The 20,177-nt window shown below is 57.3% G+C and carries 16 protein-coding genes and 1 pseudogene; 6 read left to right on the forward strand and 11 right to left on the reverse strand.

What is annotated here, in order from left to right; genetic code table 11:
- Window positions 1-29: 29 nt before the first annotated feature.
- From ASN_RS20255 to tkt, 8 genes and pseudogenes are all read right to left on the reverse strand, one after another.
- Complete coding sequence (locus tag ASN_RS20255) at window positions 30-512, reverse strand: gluconokinase (RefSeq protein ID WP_227004819.1); 483 nt, start codon at window positions 510-512, stop codon at window positions 30-32.
- Between the two features lie 105 nt (window positions 513-617).
- Window positions 618-1,319 (reverse strand): annotated as a pseudogene (rpiA, locus tag ASN_RS12230) (ribose-5-phosphate isomerase RpiA); the annotation flags it as partial.
- A gap of 31 nt (window positions 1,320-1,350) precedes the next feature.
- Window positions 1,351-2,091: a 6-phosphogluconolactonase gene (gene pgl / locus ASN_RS12235; protein WP_058988335.1), complete on the reverse strand. Its 741-nt coding sequence runs from the start codon at window positions 2,089-2,091 to the stop codon at window positions 1,351-1,353.
- Between the two features lie 4 nt (window positions 2,092-2,095).
- Window positions 2,096-2,914, reverse strand: a complete 819-nt coding sequence (locus tag ASN_RS12240) for a Cof-type HAD-IIB family hydrolase (RefSeq protein ID WP_058988336.1) — start codon at window positions 2,912-2,914, stop codon at window positions 2,096-2,098.
- A 4-nt stretch (window positions 2,915-2,918) separates the two neighbouring features.
- Complete coding sequence (locus ASN_RS12245) at window positions 2,919-3,824, reverse strand: Cof-type HAD-IIB family hydrolase (RefSeq protein WP_058988337.1); 906 nt, start codon at window positions 3,822-3,824, stop codon at window positions 2,919-2,921.
- Window positions 3,825-3,924: 100 nt separating this feature from the next.
- Window positions 3,925-4,926 (reverse strand): phosphogluconate dehydrogenase (NAD(+)-dependent, decarboxylating), encoded by a 1,002-nt coding sequence (gene gnd, locus ASN_RS12250; protein ID WP_058988338.1) that lies wholly within the window; start codon window positions 4,924-4,926, stop codon window positions 3,925-3,927.
- A gap of 23 nt (window positions 4,927-4,949) precedes the next feature.
- The gene (locus tag ASN_RS12255; RefSeq protein WP_058988339.1) at window positions 4,950-7,805 is read right to left on the reverse strand and encodes a bifunctional transaldolase/phosoglucose isomerase; all 2,856 of its coding nucleotides are present in this window, start codon (window positions 7,803-7,805) and stop codon (window positions 4,950-4,952) included.
- A gap of 99 nt (window positions 7,806-7,904) precedes the next feature.
- Window positions 7,905-10,007, reverse strand: a complete 2,103-nt coding sequence (gene tkt, locus ASN_RS12260; protein ID WP_058988340.1) for a transketolase — start codon at window positions 10,005-10,007, stop codon at window positions 7,905-7,907.
- Between the two features lie 578 nt (window positions 10,008-10,585).
- Here tkt and ASN_RS12265 point away from each other — a divergent pair.
- The 5 genes from ASN_RS12265 (at window position 10,586) to ASN_RS12285 (ending at window position 15,938) form a co-directional block, all read left to right on the forward strand.
- On the forward strand, window positions 10,586-11,158 hold the full coding sequence (locus tag ASN_RS12265; protein ID WP_082666676.1) for an ankyrin repeat domain-containing protein: 573 nt from the start codon (window positions 10,586-10,588) through the stop codon (window positions 11,156-11,158).
- A gap of 362 nt (window positions 11,159-11,520) precedes the next feature.
- Window positions 11,521-12,588, forward strand: coding sequence for a histidinol-phosphate transaminase (gene hisC, locus ASN_RS12270; RefSeq protein WP_058988341.1), 1,068 nt, complete (start codon window positions 11,521-11,523; stop codon window positions 12,586-12,588).
- Window positions 12,589-12,763: 175 nt separating this feature from the next.
- Window positions 12,764-13,033, forward strand: coding sequence for a hypothetical protein (locus ASN_RS12275; protein ID WP_058988342.1), 270 nt, complete (start codon window positions 12,764-12,766; stop codon window positions 13,031-13,033).
- A gap of 151 nt (window positions 13,034-13,184) precedes the next feature.
- Window positions 13,185-14,243 (forward strand): transporter, encoded by a 1,059-nt coding sequence (locus tag ASN_RS12280; RefSeq protein ID WP_039904248.1) that lies wholly within the window; start codon window positions 13,185-13,187, stop codon window positions 14,241-14,243.
- Between the two features lie 339 nt (window positions 14,244-14,582).
- Window positions 14,583-15,938: an inorganic phosphate transporter gene (locus ASN_RS12285; protein WP_058988343.1), complete on the forward strand. Its 1,356-nt coding sequence runs from the start codon at window positions 14,583-14,585 to the stop codon at window positions 15,936-15,938.
- Window positions 15,939-16,362: 424 nt separating this feature from the next.
- On the opposite strand, the gene ASN_RS12290 is transcribed toward ASN_RS12285, so the two are convergent.
- From ASN_RS12290 to ASN_RS12300, 3 genes are read right to left on the reverse strand one after another with little or no spacing between them, the layout of a single operon-like run.
- Window positions 16,363-16,698: a YnfA family protein gene (locus ASN_RS12290; protein WP_058988344.1), complete on the reverse strand. Its 336-nt coding sequence runs from the start codon at window positions 16,696-16,698 to the stop codon at window positions 16,363-16,365.
- Window positions 16,699-16,710: 12 nt separating this feature from the next.
- The gene (locus tag ASN_RS12295; protein WP_058988345.1) at window positions 16,711-17,550 is read right to left on the reverse strand and encodes an ABC transporter ATP-binding protein; all 840 of its coding nucleotides are present in this window, start codon (window positions 17,548-17,550) and stop codon (window positions 16,711-16,713) included.
- The gene (locus ASN_RS12300; RefSeq protein WP_006558331.1) at window positions 17,547-18,437 is read right to left on the reverse strand and encodes an ABC transporter permease; all 891 of its coding nucleotides are present in this window, start codon (window positions 18,435-18,437) and stop codon (window positions 17,547-17,549) included. The genes ASN_RS12295 and ASN_RS12300 overlap by 4 nt, the downstream gene beginning before the upstream one ends.
- Window positions 18,438-18,629: 192 nt before the next feature.
- Between ASN_RS12300 and ASN_RS12305 the strand changes: the two genes are divergently transcribed.
- Window positions 18,630-20,054, forward strand: a complete 1,425-nt coding sequence (locus ASN_RS12305; protein WP_082666677.1) for a transglycosylase SLT domain-containing protein — start codon at window positions 18,630-18,632, stop codon at window positions 20,052-20,054.
- Window positions 20,055-20,177: the final 123 nt, after the last annotated feature.

The raw sequence follows: 20,177 nt of genomic DNA on the forward strand, positions 1-20,177 counted from the left end.
TGTCAGTCAGCCTTACTTCTTTTAAAGTTTTAAAGACTTTTCAGTTTTGAGAGAATTTCCGCAATAGTCTGGGGCGGCGGGGTGGCTACGGATACGCTGATGGCGTGTTCATCGGCTGCCGGGGGTTCCAGTGTTTGCAACTGGCTGGGAAGCAGGCTGGCCGGCATGTAATGCCCGGTGCGTGTTTGCAGGCGCTGGGCCAGAACGGCTTGATCGACATGCAGATAGATAAACAACGGATTCAGCCCCTCCCGCCGGAGCACATCACGGTAGGAGCGTTTGAGGGCGGAGCATGTCAGAATGCCGCCTGTTCCGTTCTGCTCACATTGCGCCAGCCATGCGTGGCAACGTTCCAGCCACGGCCAGCGATCCTCATCATTCAAAGGAATGCCTGCGGCCATTTTCTGCACATTGGCGGAGGGGTGTAGGGCGTCTCCTTCCTGAAACGGCCAGCCCAGTTCATTGCGCAGCCCTTCAGCGACTGTGGTTTTGCCGCAGCCGGATACCCCCATGATGACCAGAAGATGCTTCTTGATGCCTTCTGCCGCCGGTTGGGTGGGTAGAACCTGCTGGCTGCCCAGAATTTCGCTGCTTAACTGTGCGGCAGATCTCTCGCCGGGATGCAGAATGCGAATGCCTTCTGGCCCGGCTGTAATGGTCTGGGTGGCCATGTGGAGAAACAGGCCGTGCTCAATAACGCCCACAATATTGTAAATGTTCTGGCTCAGCGTATCGGGGTCTTCAATGCGACCGAACACACAATCCATGATCAGATTTTTTTCATCTGTCAGATAGAAGGAGCCATCCCGTTTTTTGCGGGGTGCCACCTGTGCGCCAAGGCGCGCAAGCCGGGCGGCGGCACTTTCCCATCCAAACGGCACAACCTCAACAGGAACGGGGCAGAGTGTGCCCAGATGGTCCACATATTTGCTGTTGTCGGCCACAACCACAAACTGGCGGGCAGCAGAAGCCACAATTTTTTCACGCAGCAACGCACCGCCGCGGCCCTTGACCAGATTTAATGTGCCGGGTTCGATTTCATCCGCGCCATCAATGGCAATGTCCAGATCAGGGTGTCGGCCAAAATCGGTAAGAGGAATCCCTTCCTCGCGGGCCTGCGCTTCTGTGGCGTCAGAGGTTGGAATGGCGCAGATGCGCAACCCTTCCTCCCGCATACGGCGGCCAAGTTCCGCTACAACAAAGACCGCTGTTGATCCTGTGCCCAGGCCTACGGCCATGCCATCCTGCACCAGGGAAGCTGCCCTGATGGCAGCCTGCTGTTTGAACTGTGCGGCAGGATCAAGTTGCGTTCCGGTCATGGCGTTTTCCTAGTTTTTCTTCTTTGTCTCGTTATGCGTCAGGGCTGGCGGCGCGGTCCAGCACCCAGCGCAGGTCCCCCATAGCAGTAATGGCGCTGGCCGGGCAGGAGGGGTCTTGCGCACGCACTTTGGCAACAGCTTCTTTCTTGCCTGCGCCTTCTACCAGAAACACCACATGGCGGCTTGCATGAATGGCCGGATAGGTGAGGGTGATGCGGGTATAAGGGGCAGCAGGCGGCACACAGGTGGCAACCCAGGCTGTCTGTTCCTTCAGAACCGGCTGGCCCGGAAAGAGGGAGGCGGTATGACCATCGCTGCCCAAGCCAAGCAGGTTGACGTCAAAGAGCGGACGATCTGCTTCAAACGTGTCTGCCCCATAGAACTGCTTCAATCGCGTTTCATAAGAGCGGGCGGCATCTTCGGCTGTGCCAATGCCGGGCATGGGGTGCAGGTTTTCGGCGGGGACTGGCACGCGCGAGAAGAGCAGGCGCTGCATCATGCCGAAATTGCTGTCCTCATGGTCATGCGGCAGGAAACGGTCATCGCCCAGAAAGAACTGCATCCGCGCCCATGGAAAACGGCTGGCATAGGGTTCGGTCGCCATCAGGCTATACAGGCTTTGTGGCGTACTGCCTCCTGAAAGGGCGATGGCGAAAGGGCCTTCGGTTTTTTCCGTGGCAAGTTGCAGCAGCCAGTCTGCCAGATGCCGTGTGGCTTCCTCCCGGTCTGCAAAAACACTCACACTTCCTGTCCGAGTATCCTGTCCTGCCATGGTTTTAGTCCTCTCCTAGCACAAAGCGCTCTATGCCTCGGGCGAACCCTTCCTCCTCAGAGGATGCGGTTGTCCATGTGGCACTTGCCTTCACGTCTTCTGTGGCCTGCCCCATGGCAATGGATACGCCACTGGCACGGAACATCAGCACATCATTGGGTTGATCACCCACTGTCAGCATGGCGGTGGCCGGAACGCCCAGCAGCCGTTCAAGTGTATGCACAACGCCGCCCTTGTTGGCGTGCGGGTGAGTGATGTCAACATAGTAGGGCTGAGAAAGCGCGGCGGAGGCTTCTGTTCCCAGTTCTCGCTGCAATGTGCTCGCTACTGACTGCATCAGAGCCGCATCATCACTCACGCCGGTAATTTTCACGACATCATCAAGCGCTGCGTCAAGATCCTGTGTTTCACGCGGGGAGAACTTCACGGTCCATTCTTCCCGCGCCACATGCGGGCCATGGGCATCAGGCACCAGCCATTCCGTGCTGGTGTAAATCCAGGCGGGAACCTGATGGTCTTTCAACAGGTCCAATGTTTTTTGCGCAGTGCTGCGGGGCAGGCGGAGGGCCTCAATCAGGCTGAGGTCCGGATGTACCATCATGCCGCCATTGAACCCGGCCAAAGGGGCGGAAAGTGCTAGGGGCTGCACCAGCATTTCCATTCCTCGCGGAGGTCTGCCGGAGGTAATGGCGAAAATGATATTCTTCTCCCGCAGCGCATGAACGGCCCGAATGGCACGCGGCGTCAGGATTTTTTCCCGCGTGACCAGCGTACCATCGACATCCGCCAGCACAAGACGGATATCATGCTGGGGGGTGGCCATGATGTCAGGCTCCGTGGGGAGTAGTGGCCTCAGGGGCTGTTTTGTCGGACGTGGGTTTTTCCACGCGCGGCAGGACCAGTTGCTCCATGGCCTTGGCCCAGCCGTCGTGATCGTTGCTGTCGGTCACGAAATGCGCGTGCGAGCGCACATGGTCCGTTGCCTGCCCCATGGCGATGGCCAGACCGGCCAGTTTCAGCATGGGGATATCGTTGTTCATGTCCCCGATGCATGCCACTTCCGATGGGGAAATACCGTAGAAGGCCGCAAGCTGACGCAGGGCGTGGCCCTTGTTGGCGTCGGATGGGGTTATGTCCAGAAACCATGAACTGGACCGGGCAACGCTGGCGCGGCCTTCCAGCAGGGAGCCAATTTCCAGTTCCTGCCGTTCAAGTGCCTCGTAATCTGCGCTGGAGCCGGTGATTTTGCCAATTCCGTTCAGGGAGCCGGCGAATGAGGACACAATATGCGGCTGCATGTGAATGGCGCGTTTTTCGGGCTCCACATAAGCCCCTGTTTCGTTTTCCACCAGCCATTCATGGCCACGGAACAGCCATGCATCAATGTGATGCACTTTCAGCATGTCCAGCGCTTCCTGCACGGCTTCCGGGTCGAGAGAAAGCTGGGAGCGAATGGTGCGGTCGGCGTTGAAAATGGTGCCGCCATTCAGCGCGCCATAGGGTGTATCAATGCCCAGCACTTCAAAATACATTTCCATGCCATTGGGCGGACGGCTGCTGACAAGACAGACTGGAACGCCAGCCTCGTTCAAGGCTTTGATCGCCGCGATGCTGTGGTGCGTGACCTGTTTTTCTGGCGTGAGCAATGTGCCGTCCATATCGGACACCACAAGTTTGATGCGGGATGCCGGGGGCGGGAGGGCAGCCTGACGGGCGTTTTCGTTAACCATCATGCAGCTTCAACTCCCGATCACATCAGAAAATAGGGTGCGGCTTTGCCTGTCAGGCTGAAAGGAAAGCCGCACCGGTAAAGGATGCCGTTAAAATACCGCGTTAGTCTTTGGTTTCAACATGGCCACCAAAGCCGAAGCGCATGGCAGACAACACTTTTTCCGCGTAGGTATTGCCGGAGCGTGAGCGGAAACGGGTAAAGAGGGCTGCCGTCATGACCGGCACGGGCACAGATTCCTCAATAGCGGCTTCAATGGTCCAGCGGCCTTCGCCGGAATCATTCACTTCCCCGGAGAATTCGGAAAGTTCACCATTTTTGGTCATGGCTTGCGCCGTGAGGTCAAGCAGCCAGGAGGAGACGACACTTCCACGGCGCCAGACTTCAGCAATATCCGCCATGTTCAGAGAGAAACGTTCGTCTTCAGCCAGAAGTGGAGAATCCTTGCGGTACATGACGTCAAACCCTTCTGCAAAGGCCTGCATCATGCCGTATTCAATGCCGTTATGAACCATTTTGACAAAATGGCCTGATCCCGCCGGGCCACAATACAGATAACCCTGCTCAGCCCGAGGATCGAGGTTTTCCCCTTCGTCACGGCCGGGGGTGCGCGGAATATCGCCAATTCCGGGTGCCAGTGCGGCAAGGATCGGATCAATATGGTCGGCTGCGGCCTTGGGGCCGCCATACATCATGCAATAGCCGCGTTCCAGACCCCACACGCCGCCGGACGTGCCGACATCAATATAATCAATGCCTTTTTCACCCAGAACTTTGGCGCGGCGGATATCGTCCTTGTAATAGGTGTTGCCCCCATCAATCACGATATCGCCGCGCTGTAGCAGGCCGCACAGAGACATCACGGTTTCTTCCGTAATCTCGCCAGCAGGCAGCATGGACCAGACAATCTTTTTCGGGCCGTTCAGCTTGGCCACCACGTCGGCCAGATTGCTGGCTGCTGTGGCACGCCCAGCTTCTGCTCGGGCCACAATTTTTTCCACGGCGGAGGTGTCACGATCATACACCACCACGTCATGCCCGTGTCGTGTCAGGCGGACGGCAATATTGCCGCCCATTCTACCAAGCCCGACGATGCCGATCTGCATGCTGCGTTCCTTCTGTTCTGTTATCAGACTGCTTGGTGCACGGCTTTGGCCAGTTCGGCCAGACCGTCTTTCAGGCTGCCCCGAATATGCACGCGCAGAGCCCGGCGACCACGTTCGGCCAGCACATCAAAATCTCCCCGCGCCTGAGCCGCTTTGACAACCCCGAAGGAGTAGTTCTCGCCAGGAACCGGCAGGTCATGGGCATCATCGGCTGTAATTTGCAGGAAAACGCCGGTGTTGGGGCCGCCTTTGTAGGCCTGCCCGGTGGAGTGCAGAAAACGGGGACCAAACTCGGCCGCTGTTGCTACGGTTTTGGCGTCACGGATTTTCAGGCGTGTGTGCTGAATCCATTCCCGCGTTGCGGCGTCCCGTTCGATATAGGCCAGCAGGGCGACATAATCCCCGGCTTTCACACGATCGAAATGGGCCTTCAGAATGGCTTCAGCGCTATCGCCTTTCAGGGCAGCGGCATTGGTCTTGTCTGCAAAGAAAGCAAACGGGCCGTGTTCCGCAAAAGGCTGTTCGGCAGGTAGTTTGCCGGTTTTGTTGTAGGCATCGGTCAGCTTGCGGGTTTCAACCTTGCTGGCTTCCACATCCGGCTGGTCAAACGGATCAATGCCCAGAAACGCGCCTGCGACCGCAGTAGCCAGTTCCCACCGGAAGAATTCCTGCGCAATCTGGCGTTTGCTGTGCAACGTGATGTTCACTACCGGCTGCCCGGCGTCAATCAACGTGGCAATGGCTTCATCCTGCTCATGCCGGTGTTCTGGTGCCAGACGCAGGTAAACAAACAGACGATCCGTGCCATAGCGTTTGGGGCCGCCCAGTGTTTCTTCATCAATGGGGATAATGCCCTTGCCGTGCTTGCCGGTGGATTCCGCCACAAGCTGTTCCAGCCAGGCGCCAAAATCGGCAATCTGCGGTGTGGCGATAACGGTCAGTTTGTCATGCCCGAACTGCGTTGCGGCAACGCCCAGAATGGTGCCAAGCAATACGCCGGGGTTCTGGGCAGGGGGCACGCTGGCATCGCTCATGCGCACGCCGCGCAGAGCGTCTTCCAGAAACAGTTTGACCGGAATGCCAGAGGCTGCGGCGGGAACCAGACCGAAATTGGAGAGCACGGAATACCGGCCACCAATCTGCGGTTCGCCAGCAAAAATTTTCCAGAAACCTTCTTTCTTGGCAAGGGCTTCCAGCTTGGAGCCGGGGTCTGTAATCGCGACAAAATGGCTGCCAACTTTCTCGCCCAGCGCCTTTTTGGCGAGGTCATGAAAATAGGCCAGCATGATGTTGGGTTCAAGCGTGCCGCCAGATTTGGAGGCAACGATGAACAGCGTATTGGCCGGGTCAATCTTCTTGGCGTAGGTCGCAACCTGCTGCGGGTCCGTGCTGTCCAGCACATACAGGTGGCCAAAGCCTTCATGCTTGCCGAATGTTTCCGCCAGCACTTCCGGACCAAGGCTTGAGCCGCCCATGCCCATCAGCAGAACCTGTTTGAAACCACGGGCTTTGACTTCAGCCTGAAAGCTTTCCAGTTCGGCAACGTGGGCAAGGCGTTCATCAACCGTGTCCAGCCATTTCAGCCATTTGGCTTCCTCACCGCCGGTCCAGACGGAGGCATCCTTGTTCCACAGTTTGCGGATAGTGCCATCCTTGCACCAGTCTTTCAGACCTTTTTGCACGGCATTTTCGAGGTCTGCCGGAAGGGCTGTCTTGATGTCCGTCAGCTTCTCACCCAGCAGGGCCTTCTGCTTGGTGGCCACAGACCCCAGAAGACCATCAAAAGCCTCTGCAAAGGAGGTCACACCTTCATCAACCAGAATGCGCGTAACGCCATCCAGGTTCAGGCCAAGCCGTTCAGCTTCCGCCAGAACGTGGCGTGCGGCATCAATTCCGGTGCCCAGGGTTTCCTTGACCGTACCATGATCACGGAAGGCATCCATGGTGGCGGGGGGCAGGGTGTTAACCGTGTGCGGGCCGATCAGGCTGTCTACATACAGCACATCGCTGTAAGCCTTATCCTTGGTGCCGGTAGACGCCCACAACAGGCGCTGTGGCTGTGCACCGGCTGCTTCCAGCGTTTTCCAGCGCGGGGTCTGGATAATTTCCTGCCAATACACGTAAGCCAGTTTGGCGTTGGCGATGGCCACCTTGCCACGCAGGGCCTTCAGGGCCTCGGCTTCCGCATCTCCGGCTTTGACGCGGCGGTCTATTTCCGCATCAATCTTGCCGTCAATGCGGCTGACAAAGAACGAGGCCACGGAGGCCACACGGGAGATGTCTCCTCCTTTTTTATGCAGGTCTTCCAACCCGGAGAGCCATGCATCCACCACTGCTTTGTAGGCGGAAAGCGCAAAAATGAGCGTTACGTTGACATTGATGCCCGCTGCGATGGTTTCCCGAATGGCGGGGATGCTTTCCGGTGTGGCCGGAATCTTGATCATCAGATTGGGTTCGGCCACATCGGCCCACAGGCGGGCTGCTTCATGGGCCGTGGCTTTTTCGTCCCGTGCGAGATAGGGGGAGACTTCAAGGCTTACAAAGCCATCTCGCCGCTTGGTCTGCTCATAAACCGGGGCCAGAACATGGGCGGCCTTCTTGATGTCCTGCACGGCGAGTTTTTCATACAGCTCACCGGGGGAGACGATTTCTTCCGCCAGAATGGTTTTGATCTGGGGGTCGTATTCCGTGCCTTCTCCCATGGCTTTCTGGAAGATGGCCGGGTTGGACGTCACGCCACGCACATCATCAGTCTGCACCAGACGTGCCAGAGACCCATCTTCCACAAAGGAGCGGCGGATGAAGTCCAGCCATGGAGACTGTTGAACCGCTGCCAGAGCCTGTAGCGGGTTTGCCACCTGAGTGTGTGAAGCAGTCATGCGTAACGTCCCTTCTCTGCTGCGCTCCCGCCTGAAATGGCGGGCAGGAGCGCATTCTACGTGCATTCTGTATGGCGCGTGGTGGAACCACGCCCGGCTTTAACGGGCCTGACGGCGCGCGGCTTCCAGAACGGCTTCTGGTGTAAAGCCGAACTTTGCCATCAGTTTGCCCGCCGGGGCGGAGGCCCCAAATCCGTGCATGGCAATGATCTCCCCCCTGAAGCCAGTGTAGCGGTCCCACCCGATAGGGGAGGCAGCTTCAATGGCGACACGGCCCGTTATGGAAGGCGGTAGCACGCTATCACGGTAGGATTGTGGCTGGGCTTCAAACAGTTCCCAGCTTGGCATGGAGACCACGCGGGCCGGAATGCCGTCTTTGCTCAGGGCTTCATAGGCAGAGACAGCCAGAGACAGTTCACTGCCCGAGGCAATCAGGATCACCTTGGGTGTTTCCTTGCTGTCTGCCAGCACATAAGCGCCTTTCGCAACGCCGGAGGCCGGAGCGTAACGGCTGCGATCCAGCGTAGGCAGGTTTTGGCGGCTGAGTGCCAGAGCGACCGGGCCATCCTGCTTGGCAATCAGAAAGCGCCACGCTTCCGCAACTTCATTTGCATCACCGGGGCGGATGGTGGTCATGCCCGGTGTGGCACGAAGCTGCACAAGCTGTTCGATTGGCTGATGGGTTGGCCCGTCTTCACCCACCCCGATGGAATCATGGGTGAAGACATACGTGACCGGCTGCTGCATGAGGGACGCCAGACGGATGGGTGCCTTCATGTAATCAGAGAAAATCAGGAACCCGGCGCAGAACGGACGCAGACCATAGAGGGCCATGCCGTTTACAATGGCCCCCATGGCGTGTTCACGCACACCGAAATGGAGGTTCCGCCCTGCATAGGAGCCGTTCCATTCCTTGGGCTGGAAGCTTTGCTCGCCTTTGAGAAGGGTTTTGGTGGAGGGGGCAAGGTCAGCAGAGCCACCCAGCAGCCACGGCAGGCGACCCGCCACGGCGTTCAGCACTTCACCAGAGCTGGCGCGCGAGGCAACGCCTTTTTCGCTGGCCTCATAGGTCGGGATGTCTGCATCCCAGCCCTCCGGCAGGGTGCCGCCGAAAATACCATCCAGTTCAGCGGCCAGTTCCGGGTAATCCTTGCGGTAAGCCGCGAACAGTTTTTCCCACGCTGCGCGGGCGGTTGCGCCACGTGCGCCAAGGCCCTGCTGCATGTGGGGCAGAACGCCATCAGGCACATAGAAGCTTTTGTCTTCTGGCCAGCCGTAGGCTTTCTTGGTTTCCCGAATTTCTTCCACACCCAGCGGCTCGCCATGGGCTGCGGCCGTGCCAGCCTTATGCGGTGCGCCCCAGGCAATAACAGAATGTATAAGGATAAAGGTGGGGCGGGTTGTCTCCGCTTTGGCTTTGGCCAGAAGGTCTTTCAGGGCTGCGGTATCGTTCGCATCCTTCAGTTCCAGCACCTGCCAGCCATAGGCGGCAAACCGTTCACCCACATTTTCTGTCAGGGCGATATCGGTGGACCCTTCAATGGAGATACGGTTGGCATCGTACATCCAGATCAGGTTGCCCAGTTTCAGATGTCCGGCGGTTGAGGCGGCCTCGCTGGAGATTCCTTCCATCATGTCGCCATCCCCACACAGGGTATAGACATGGTGGTTGAATAGCTCAAAACCCGGCTTGTTGTAGCGCGCGGCCAGCCATTTCTCGGCCATGGCCATACCCACCGAATTGCCACAACCCTGACCCAGCGGGCCGGTTGTGGTTTCAACGCCCGTGGTGTGGCCGTATTCCGGATGCCCGGGTGTTTTGGAATCAAGCTGGCGGAACTGCTCAAGGTCTTCCACCGTCAGGGCGGGGGCGTTGGTGACCTTGCCCTGTTTGACCTGCCGAACCCCGGCCAGATAAATGAGGGAATAGATCAGCATGGATGCATGGCCGATGGACAGCACAAAGCGGTCACGGTTCGGCCACAGCGGGTCTGCTGGATCGTAATTCAGCACATCCTGCCACAGGGTATAGGCAACAGGAGCCAAGGCCATGGCTGTGCCCGGGTGCCCGGAATTGGCTTTCTGCACAGCATCCATGGAAAGGGTGCGGATGGTGTTGATGCACAGGTTATCGAGACTGGCCGTCCCGCCGGCTTCCGCACCGTCTGGTGCGCGGAGAGGGGTGGGAAATAAGGCACGCATGCTAACCTATCCTCCAGAGTGGGCTTCTTCCGGCCCGCAAAATATTCTGGAGCCCGTACACCGCTTTATAGAACAAAAAGCGGCTGCTGGCTCCTCAAGGCTCCGCACATTCACACGGTCAGGTGTTGCTCGGCAAGAGAGCAGGCGCAATCCTGATGAAGCAGGGACATAAAATGCGGAATGGTCTTCTGATGTAACGCCCGAAAAACCTGCGGGCTGCATGAGAACTCAGGGCATGGGGCCGTTATTTTTCTGCATCTGAACCTAGGTGGTGCGCGGAAGAAAACTAGGGGAGCCCTCTTTAATGGGAGCTTGGTGCCTTTGTTGGGGCGGATAGCCTGATCAGGTGAGGGAAGATTGAGCAGAGGGGGATGTTATCACAAACCCGTGATGACGGTCTGATGAGGCGCGACGCATCATACTCGCGAGAGTGTAATCTGCTCTGCGGGAAGGAAACGCTGCACAGGATGGTGCGTTTGCGTTATAGAGTTTTATACGCGGTGCAATCTTACCTTGGTGTGCGTCGCTGACTGCGCGCTTGTTTTGCAACCCGCAAACACTTTAACCGGAGGTTGGTCATGACAGAGGTTTCTTCTCAGGACCCCCGTTTGCAGGACTCCATGTCCGCAGGCGCAGAGGCAGCGGCAAGTGGGTTTACACAACAGCAGATTGAAGCCTTGTTCATTAACGCCGCGCGTGAAGGGGATGCAGAACTTCTGGCAAGTTTTCTTGAAGCCGGAATGGACCCCAACCTGCGCGCTGAAAAAGGATATACGCCCCTTATTCTGGCGGCTTACAACGGCAATATAGATGCTGTTTCAGCCTTGCTGAAAGGCGGAGCCAAGCCTGACCTGCAAGATGAAAAAGGGGCAACTGCACTGGCTGGGGTGGCCTTTAAAGGCAATCTGCCGATCGCGCGCCTTCTGCTGGAAGCAGGGGCCGGGGTCGATGTGCCCAATAGTGTTGGCCGTACGCCGCTGATGTTTGCCGTAATGTTCGGGCGGGATGACATGGCCAAGCTGCTGCTGAAAGCAGGCGCCTGCCCAACCCGCCGTGATGGAGAAGGGCTGAACGCGCAGGATCTTGCGCGCAGGCAGGGGAACACCGTGCTTGCAGGCCTGATGAAACAGGAAACACGCGCAGCCTCCTGACGGAACTGGGCGTGTCGAGACGCGGATTGAAAAGATCGTCCGTCAGTTTGGAATAGCCGTCAGGCTGGTCTGGCGGAGGTTCCGTAGCTGAATACTGAGGGTTTTGTCCCTATGGGTCGTGTAGATCTTTAAAACTGCTTTTTTAGGTTCTGCAAAATTCTTCCTCATGCCTGTGTCGCAGATTTTCCGGCAGCGTCTGTGCGTGATCAGAGTAGCGTCAGGCGTAACAGAGCCCATTCCGCGTAGGATATAGGGCGGAGGGATCTGCTTCTTGATTGGCAGGGTTTTCAGTCAGGGCAGCATCAGGTAGGGGAAAGGGCGGCCACTTTCGGGTCGCCTCTTTTTTTTGCGGATAGTTCAGCATGAGCCGTTTCTGGAGCCCCCTTGTCCATAGTCTGACGCCCTATGTGCCGGGTGAGCAGCCAAAACTGGCTGATCTGATCAAGCTGAACACCAATGAATCTCCCTATGGTCCGTCTCCGCGTGCGTTGGAGGCCATGCGGGCCTCAGCGGATGAGAGCATGCGCCTGTATCCTGACCCGGAATGTCTGGCCCTGCGCACGGCGCTGGGGAAGCGTGTTGGGTTGCCGCCCGAGTATGTGTTTGTCGGGAACGGGTCTGATGAGGTGCTGGCACATGCGTTTCAGGCGTTGTTCGCGCATGGGGACCCGCTGCTGTTTGCGGATGTGACCTACAGTTTCTACAAAGTTTATTGTGGTCTCTATTCCCTGCCATACCGGCTTGTGCCGCTGACGGAAGACATGCGCGTTCGGGTGCAGGATTACACCGGATCATGCAGTGGCGTTGTCCTGGCCAACCCCAATGCGCCTACCGGGGTTGCTCTGGGGCTTGATGATATCAAGGCCTTGTTGGCCATGCATCCTGACCGCGTTGTGCTGGTGGATGAAGCCTATGTGGATTTTGGTGCGGAAAGCGCTGTAACCTTGGTGAAAGACTATCCCAATCTTCTGGTGGTGCAGACGTTCTCCAAGTCTCGGGCTCTGGCTGGTGCGCGCGTGGGGTTTGCATTCGGTCAGCCGGACCTGATTGAAGCGCTGGTGCGCGTCAAGGACAGCTTTAATTCCTACCCGCTTGACCGCATTGCGCAGGCGGGTGCAACGGCTTCCGTTGAAGATGAAGCGTGGTTTGAGCAGTCCGTTCAGAAGGTTATTGCGTCCCGCACCAGTTTGACCTCAGGCTTGCAGGGGCTGGGGTTTGACGTCTTGCCTTCACAAGCCAATTTTGTTTATGCTCACCATGCTGATCGTGATGCGGTGCAACTGGCGGCGGCCCTGCGGGAGCGCGCCATAATTGTTCGCCACTTGCGTGGTCCGCGCACATCATCGTGGTTGCGTATTACGGTTGGGACAGACCAGCAGTGCGCTATGCTGCTCTCTGCCTTGCGGGATATCCTGCACCGCAATACCTGAGCACGCTTTTACCGTCGGCCAGATCAGGCTCCGGCGGTCGGGCGTGTTTTCTGTATCAATAATCAGGATGTTTTTTCTCCCCTTTGCCAAAAGCGGGAGAGGAAGCTCGTTATTTGTGTGCTCTGTGTGGTGTGGTGCCACATAAGGGCGTGTTTGAGAGATGGAGTTTACCCCCATGCGTGCCTTTCATGGTCAGCTTTCTGACAACCAGCCCATTCGGCGCAATCTGGCTGAAAAGCAGAAACAGCTGCGCGATCTCAAGGAAACTCTGGCGGGCATGAAGTCTCACACCTCTCCGGCCCTGAAGGAGAGCGTGCGGAAGCGTATTGCCCAGCTTGAAGCGGAAATCAGCGCGGCTCCGGTCTTGAAATCTGCCAAGAAAGCTTCTGCCCCTCGTCAGGGGACGGGAGCGCCGCAGGGGCGCCGGCCTATGCGGGGAAAATAAGAGGCCGGGCGGGGTACAGCCATTTTGTAACCCCGCCACCTCGTGATATGTAGCTGGCGACTCTGCAAAGGCAGGCTGGACTGGTTTTTCAGAAAGCAGTTCAGTCGTCTCGGGAGCAAAGGTCATCATTTCGGGAAGTAGGAGTAGAGTGATGGCCGGAACCACCTCGTCCGCTATGCCTGACTTTCTCTCAGAAGGCGGCACTTTGCTGCGTGATGGCCTGATCTGGGCCATTTTCTGCCGGGCAGGACAGGAGCCTCTGGAGCTTGACCGGGATGTGGTTTCCCATAGGCTGGCAACGGGCGTTTTCCCGCCTGAAATTGCAGCCATGGAAGGCTGGGCATGGTTCCATTTTGATATTGTCCATACCCTCTCCCGCGCACAGATCGAAAGTATTCCCTCCCTGCCGGAAGAAGTGCGGCAGGTTCTCACCAATCTGGAACGCAGCATCCGTCTGGACAATGAAGAGGAAACGGTGTTCGGCGCGCTACCCGCGTTTGATGACACCACCACGGATGATGACCGCAATGTCAGCACATGGCGGTTTGCGCTTCAGCCTGATTTGCTGATCACTACCCGCAGGCATCCCATCCCTGCGCTGGGGGTGGTGTATCATGAATTGCAGCGTGGGCTTGTGCCGCGTTCTCCGGCCAATCTGGTTGACCGAGCCCTGCTGGAATTTGCCGATACGTTGCGCCGTGATTTTGCCCGACTGGATGATCAGTTAGACCGGGCGGAAGATGTTCTGCTGATGCTGGACCGGGATACGGACCTGGGACGTATGAGCGGGCTTCTTGGTCTTGTCAGACGGCGCTCGACGGAACTGCGGCGCGTTCTGGCTCCTGTTGACCGTATTTTTCGTGATGAAGAACTTGAGCTGCCGGAATGGGCAGAGGATGACCTGCGTGACCGTTCCCAACGGCAGGTTCATGCTGCGCTGGATGACCTTCTGGCGTTGCAGGACCGTGCCCGCTCCCTTCAGGACGAACTGACGTCCAATCAGGCGGAAGAAACCAACCGTCGGCTGTATATCGTGTCCGTTGGCACAACATTGATGCTGCCTGCCACGTTTGTAACCGGCTTTTTCGGCATGAATACGGGCGGCATGTTCCTGACCGATGGATCCTGGGGCACGGTGGAGGCCGGAGGGCTGTGCTTCATCATCATGCTTGGCACCTGGCTGGTTCTCAAGGTGACAAAGCTGCTCTGATCAGGACGCCAGCGCACGGATTCGTGCGCTTCACAGTGCTGCGTGTCTGCTAAACGCGGGCTTGCGACCAGTGGTTCCGCACGCATGTCAGGGGAATGCTGACATATGCGATGTTCTCAGGGAGAGAACGTATCGGAAACCTGATAATCACTTCTGACAAAAGAAGAAAAATCGTTTTTTTTCTTTTGAGACTGCAAATCAGGTGTTTTGAGACAGGGAATGTTCTGCTGACCGAGAGGTAAAGGGTCGGTTAATCTTTTATGAAATACCGGGTGGTACAGGTGAAATGCGCGGTATTCCGCGTTTAATACGGGCATCGCAACTCAGCTCGTGGTTCCCATGCTCCATTTTGCTCCGTACTCGGTGCTTTCCCTTCTGGCACTGACCATCTGTTTCCTGTTGGTCTGTGTTTTTGAATTTGTTAACGGCTTTCATGATACGGCCAATGCCGTTGCAACGGTTATTTACACGCATTCCCTCAAGCCCAAGCAGGCCGTGCTCTGGTCTGGCCTCATGAACTTCATCGGGGTGTTGGCTGGCGGTATCAGCGTGGCTTACGGCCTTGTTGAACTGCTTCCCGCAGACGTGCTCTCGCCCCCTAACGGTGACCCCGCCGTGCCCATGCTGATCGCCCTGTTTGGCACGGCGCTGGCGTGGAACCTGTTTACCTGGTGGTTTGGTATTCCCAATTCCAGTTCACACTGCGTCATTGGCGCTCTGATTGGTGTGGCGATTGGGGATGCGTTTCTGCATGCCCGTGGATTGGGCAACAGTGTTGACTGGTCCCAGATCTGGAAAGTGCTGCGGGCGCTGGCAATTTCCCCCATTCTTGGGTTGGTGGGGGCCGGGCTGCTCTACACCCTCATGAAACTGGTGATAAAGGACCCGGAACTGTATCAGCCGCCGCAGGGTGAAAAGCCGCCGCATAAATTTGTGCGTGGTCTGCTGATCCTGACCTGCACGGGTGTCAGCTTCTCCCACGGCAGCAATGATGGTCAGAAAAGTATCGGCCTGATCATGTTGACCATTATCGGTATTCTGCCCGCTACCTTTGCGCTCAGCCCCAATGCGGCACCGCATATTGCCCAGATCGCGCCTCAGGCCGTCATTGCTGCTCCGCTGATCGACAAGTACGATCATGATGGCCTGCGTGATGAAGCTGTGCTTTCAGCCAACCGTTTGCAGAACACGGACCCTGCAAAGGTTATTCCTTCCATGCTGCGGGCTGATATTTACGAGGTTATTGCTGGCCTGAAAGCCGTGACCAACAATCCGGATGCCTCTGCTGCTGATAAGAAAACAGCCAAGGATATCAGTGCTACCCTGCGCCCCACTGTGGAATATGCCCCTTGGTGGGTGCGTCTGCTCAGCGCGCTGTGCCTCGGTCTGGGCACGATGATCGGCTACAAACGTATCGTCCATACGTTGGGTGAGAAAATTGGCAACACCCATCTTACACCGGCACAGGGCGCTTCGGCAGAACTGGTGGGTGCAGGTCTGATCGCCACGGCTGGTTATACTGGCCTGCCCGTATCAACCACGCACATTATCACGGCTGGTATTGCTGGCACCATGATAGGTTCAGGAAGCGGCATCAACCCGGCCATGCTGACCAAAATTGCGCTGGCGTGGATTTTCACATTGCCCATTACCATCGCGATTGCAGCTTCTCTGTTTTATGTCATGAGCATGTAAGAACAGGCGTGCCTGCACAGGTGCAATGACTGCATTTTGGAACCCTGTCTGACTTTGTCAGGCAGGGTTTTTTCTTGCCGGAAGCGGTCGTCACGTTACTGCATTTTAGGGAAGAGACTGTTTTGAAAGGCGCATTGTTTAAGCACGGGAGGGGCTGAGGCTAATACTAATACGTTGGAATTCCGTGTCGATGGCCCTGTCTCGTGCCTTCAAGCTTACCTTTTGGCTCAAAGAACACCTGCCTGTTATCACATGCTGATTTTTTAAACGGCCACCACGAGAGGACAAAAGAGGCCCTCATTCCTCCGGCCGATGGGGCTTCCATCTCGGAAAGACGGCGAACAGGTGTGCAGAGGTAAGAAGCCTCAGCAGGTCAAGTGTCCGGAAAAGCGTTCAAATTTGAAAAGCGCGGGCAGAGAGAGCGTTACGCGCTGCGGGGAGCCAGAAGGATCATCAGGGCGCCCCCCAGGCAGATCAGCGCACCCAGTATTTCCCACCTGTCCGGGCTTCTGCCTTCCACCAGCCGCATCCACAGCAGGGAAGCGGTGATATAGACACCGCCGTAAGCGGCATAGGCGCGGCCTGCGCTGTCTGAATCGATACGGGTGAGGAGTGTGGCAAACAGGATAAGGCTCAACAGCCCCGGAACCAGAAGCCAGACGGAACGGCCCTCCTTGAGCCACAGCCAGACGGCAAAACACCCGGCAATTTCGGCAAAACCTGCTGCCAGATAAATAACCAGAGGTTTCAGGAGCAGCATCAAACCCGTCTTTCAGGCTGGAGGGGCGGCAGACGCGCGATAAGCCTGCATGACGTCTTGGGTCGGACCATCCATATGGATGCGGCCTGCTTCCATCCACACTAGCCGGGTACACCATTTTTCCAGCACATCCAGCGCATGGGAGGTGATGACCAGAATATCGGTGCCGTTTACCACGGTGGCGAGACGTTCTTCAGCCCGTTTCTGAAAATGGGCATCGCCTGCCATGAACCATTCATCCATCAGCAGGATTTGCGGGGTCATGGTGGTGGCAATCCCAAACCCCAGCCGAATGCGCATGCCGGTGGAATAAAGGCGAACCGGCAGATCCATAAAGGTTTCAAGTTGGGCAAAGGCTTCTACATCCTGCTCCAACTGTTTGATCTGCGCGGTTGTCATTCCCTTGTGACGGCCCATCAGGGTGATGTTCTCCCGCCCTGTCAGTTCCTGGTTCATTCCGGAATTGACATCCAGCAGAGCCGCAACCTGACCATGAATGTGCACATTCGGGGCATCAGGCATGTAGATGCTGGCCAGAACACGCAGCAGGGTGGATTTTCCAGCCCCGTTATGGCCAATCAGCCCCACGCGTTCCCCTGCGCGGATATGCAGTGAGACATCTTCCAGCGCCTGCACGTAAACCGTACCGCTTTCCCCTGGCCTCATCTGCACCTGGCCGCCGGTACGGGGGCCGGTGGCGTGGTTCAGAATGGACTTTCCCCGCTTGAACAGCATTTTCTTGAGGGAACGTGCTCCCCCATGAAAAATGGGAAAATCAAGGGAGAGGTGATCAATATCAATGCGGGATGTGCCGCGGGGTACGCGCCGCGCCTCAAGAGGAGATGTGCTCATACCCAGAATGCCAGCCTGTTGCGGGAGCGGGAGAATGTGAACAGTGCCAGCAGGCACAGCAGCACGCTGGCGGCAAGGGCGATTATCCATGCCATTCCGCTGGGCAGCTGACCCAGAAAGGGTCTGCGCACGATTTCCAGCAGCGAATAGAAGGGGTTCAGATAAAGCCACCATGCTGCAGCGCCAATCTGCTTGGGCTCCCAAATGATGGGTGTCACGTAAAACAGGATCTGAAGAAGGCTGCCCACAATAGGTGGAATATCCCGAAAGCGTGCGCAGACCGACCCCAGAAGCAGGCAAAAAGCCACACAGTCCAGAAGCCATAAGGCAAGGGCCGGGAGGGCAAGGAGCATGGTGACACCCGGCCAGACCCCCATCATGATGAAGACCCCCACCGGCACAACAACAGTATAGCTGAACATGATGCCGCAGCGGATGGTGGTGCGCAAAGCCTGCACGGTATACGGCATTGTGACAGAGCGCAGTGTATTGGCTGCGTTGGTGAACGTATTGCAGCTTTCCTGAATAAGCGTGGAGAGCCCATTCTGCCACAGAATCAGCGAAATTGAGATGTAGGGCAGGTAATCGTGAATGTTTAGATGAAAAAGCTGAGAATAGATAACCCCCATGGCACCAACCATAACCGCTGTTGTAAGCGTGAGCCAGAAAGGCCCGAAGGTTGAGCCGCTATATTGCAGCCGGACATCCAGCCACCCCAGCGTTGTTGCCAGACGCCACAGAGCACATGCATCTGCAATATCCTGGCAGGCAAGCAGAATGCGGGATTTTTTCACGCCCCATTTCTCTGGTTCTCCAGAGTTGTGTGGGGCAGGGGCAGAAAGATCTGCTCCGAATGTCTGCTCAGGGGGGGAGGAACTGACCATCATGCCTTCTCGCCTATCCGATCAGGCTTATGCCTGCAACTCTCGGCTCTTACGCCCTATGCTCTGTGCGCATGACGTGTTGCATGGAAAAGAATGGCGTTATAAACATTTAAAAAAGATTTTTTCCAAACACTTTCAGGAGGGTTTCCGGGTCGGCCGGTGCTCCTCGTCTTTCAGGCAGGGCGGATATAATCCATGACATCCAGGCCATCTTTCTGTTCCGGCGCTTTTCTGGCCCGGCGCAGTGGCAGAATGCTGCGTCGTGTTCTCAGCACATCTCCAGCACTTGGGCTTCTGGCCTTGCTGGCGGCGTGCGCGGGCCAGCCCCGCCCTGGTGATGCTCCGTCCATGCCGGTAGCCGAGGAAGCTGCCCAATACCGGGCGCATGCGCGGTCCTATTATGCGCCACCCGGTCCGCCGGAAGATCCGTGGGGGCCGTATATTCAGGAGGCCGCCAAACGGTTTGACGTGCCGGAAGCCTGGGTTCGGGCTGTAATGCAGCAGGAATCAGGAGGCCGCCTGTTCCATAACGGTCAGTTTGTTACATCGGTTCCCGGTGCCATGGGGCTGATGCAGTTGATGCCACCCACCTATGATGAAATGCGTTACGCCTACAATCTGGGGGATGACCCCTATGAACCGCATGACAACATCATGGCGGGAACGGCTTATCTGCGGCAGATGTATGATATCTACGGGTCTCCCGGGTTTCTGGCCGCCTACAATGCGGGGCCGGGTCGGCTTGAAGATTTTTTGACGCGCAACCGTACTCTGCCGCGTGAGACCCGCAATTATGTGGCCTCCATCGGGCGCAAGATTGTCGGGATTTCTCCGTCCAATCGGTCTCAGGCAGATATTCTGGTCGCCAGCCACGATTCCATGGCCCTTGCCTATCAGCCTGTGCAGACCAATCCTGAAACAAGTGCCGTGCGCACGGCATGGGCCCGCCGACAGGGTGGAAGTGCTGCCAGCACGCAGCCAGTACAGGTGGCGGAAGCCGCCAGTGATGGTAATCCGCCTGTAACGCCTTCCTATGGGGCGGACTGGCATCCAGTTGGGCATTCGGGGTCCAGCATTGCAGCAGCCACTGCCCGGAATGATGTAAGCGCCGCATGGGCCAAACGGCTGGGAGCGGGCGCAGCCGCAACAGAGTCCGAGCCGGTTCAGGTGGCTCAGGCGGTCGATTCTTCCGAACCTGTCGATAACCCCATTGCGGACCCTGAGCAGGAAGAGGCGGCCCCAGCGCATGTTGTGCGCGTAGCGGCCTCTACGCCAGCGCCTTCTGCCCCGCAGAGCAGCCATAATTTTCATCTGGTCACGCCAGCCATGGCCGAACCGGCTCCTTTGTTGACCCGCAAAGCCCGTACAGCCGCGGCGCGGGACTGGGCCATTCAAGTGGGCGCATTTGGATCAGCATCCATGGCTCAGCAGGCCACAGGGCAGGCGAGAACACGTGCAAACGCCTCGCTCTCTGGGGCCAAGGCGCAGGTGGCGGCGGTGCAGGTGAACAAAAGCCGTCTTTACCGTGCGCGGCTCACAAATCTTTCGCATGAAGATGCGGTTGCGGCGTGCCGTCGTCTAAGCGGGTGTGTGGTGGTTTCTCCGTCTTCCCGGTCCTGAAATTTTTCGGGCCAGTTCGAAGAAGAGAGGCAGAGCGAAAAGCCAACGCCCCTTATGGTGTTTAAAGAGATACCTACCTTTTAGGTCAGACGTCTTGAAAAGCCTGTCAGATCACCTGACAGG

Source organism: Acetobacter senegalensis (assembly GCF_001499615.1).
In the GTDB taxonomy this organism is placed as follows: domain Bacteria; phylum Pseudomonadota; class Alphaproteobacteria; order Acetobacterales; family Acetobacteraceae; genus Acetobacter; species Acetobacter senegalensis.

Excerpts from the sequence above, each read along its gene's own strand:
- ASN_RS12240 (WP_058988336.1), bottom strand. The coding sequence starts at position 2,914 with ATGGCCACCCCCCAGCATGATATCCGTCTTGTGCTGGCGGATGTCGAT.
- ASN_RS20255 (WP_227004819.1), bottom strand. The coding sequence starts at position 512 with ATGGGGGTATCCGGCTGCGGCAAAACCACAGTCGCTGAAGGGCTGCGC.
- ASN_RS12295 (WP_058988345.1), bottom strand. The coding sequence starts at position 17,550 with ATGAGCACATCTCCTCTTGAGGCGCGGCGCGTACCCCGCGGCACATCC.
- pgl (WP_058988335.1), bottom strand. The coding sequence starts at position 2,091 with ATGGCAGGACAGGATACTCGGACAGGAAGTGTGAGTGTTTTTGCAGAC.
- ASN_RS12265 (WP_082666676.1), top strand. The coding sequence starts at position 10,586 with ATGACAGAGGTTTCTTCTCAGGACCCCCGTTTGCAGGACTCCATGTCC.
- ASN_RS12285 (WP_058988343.1), top strand. The coding sequence starts at position 14,583 with ATGCTCCATTTTGCTCCGTACTCGGTGCTTTCCCTTCTGGCACTGACC.
- ASN_RS12305 (WP_082666677.1), top strand. The coding sequence starts at position 18,630 with ATGACATCCAGGCCATCTTTCTGTTCCGGCGCTTTTCTGGCCCGGCGC.
- hisC (WP_058988341.1), top strand. The coding sequence starts at position 11,521 with ATGAGCCGTTTCTGGAGCCCCCTTGTCCATAGTCTGACGCCCTATGTG.
- ASN_RS12275 (WP_058988342.1), top strand. The coding sequence starts at position 12,764 with ATGCGTGCCTTTCATGGTCAGCTTTCTGACAACCAGCCCATTCGGCGC.
- tkt (WP_058988340.1), bottom strand. The coding sequence starts at position 10,007 with ATGCGTGCCTTATTTCCCACCCCTCTCCGCGCACCAGACGGTGCGGAA.
- ASN_RS12280 (WP_039904248.1), top strand. The coding sequence starts at position 13,185 with ATGGCCGGAACCACCTCGTCCGCTATGCCTGACTTTCTCTCAGAAGGC.
- ASN_RS12255 (WP_058988339.1), bottom strand. The coding sequence starts at position 7,805 with ATGACTGCTTCACACACTCAGGTGGCAAACCCGCTACAGGCTCTGGCA.
- ASN_RS12290 (WP_058988344.1), bottom strand. The coding sequence starts at position 16,698 with ATGCTGCTCCTGAAACCTCTGGTTATTTATCTGGCAGCAGGTTTTGCC.
- ASN_RS12300 (WP_006558331.1), bottom strand. The coding sequence starts at position 18,437 with ATGATGGTCAGTTCCTCCCCCCCTGAGCAGACATTCGGAGCAGATCTT.
- gnd (WP_058988338.1), bottom strand. The coding sequence starts at position 4,926 with ATGCAGATCGGCATCGTCGGGCTTGGTAGAATGGGCGGCAATATTGCC.
- ASN_RS12245 (WP_058988337.1), bottom strand. The coding sequence starts at position 3,824 with ATGATGGTTAACGAAAACGCCCGTCAGGCTGCCCTCCCGCCCCCGGCA.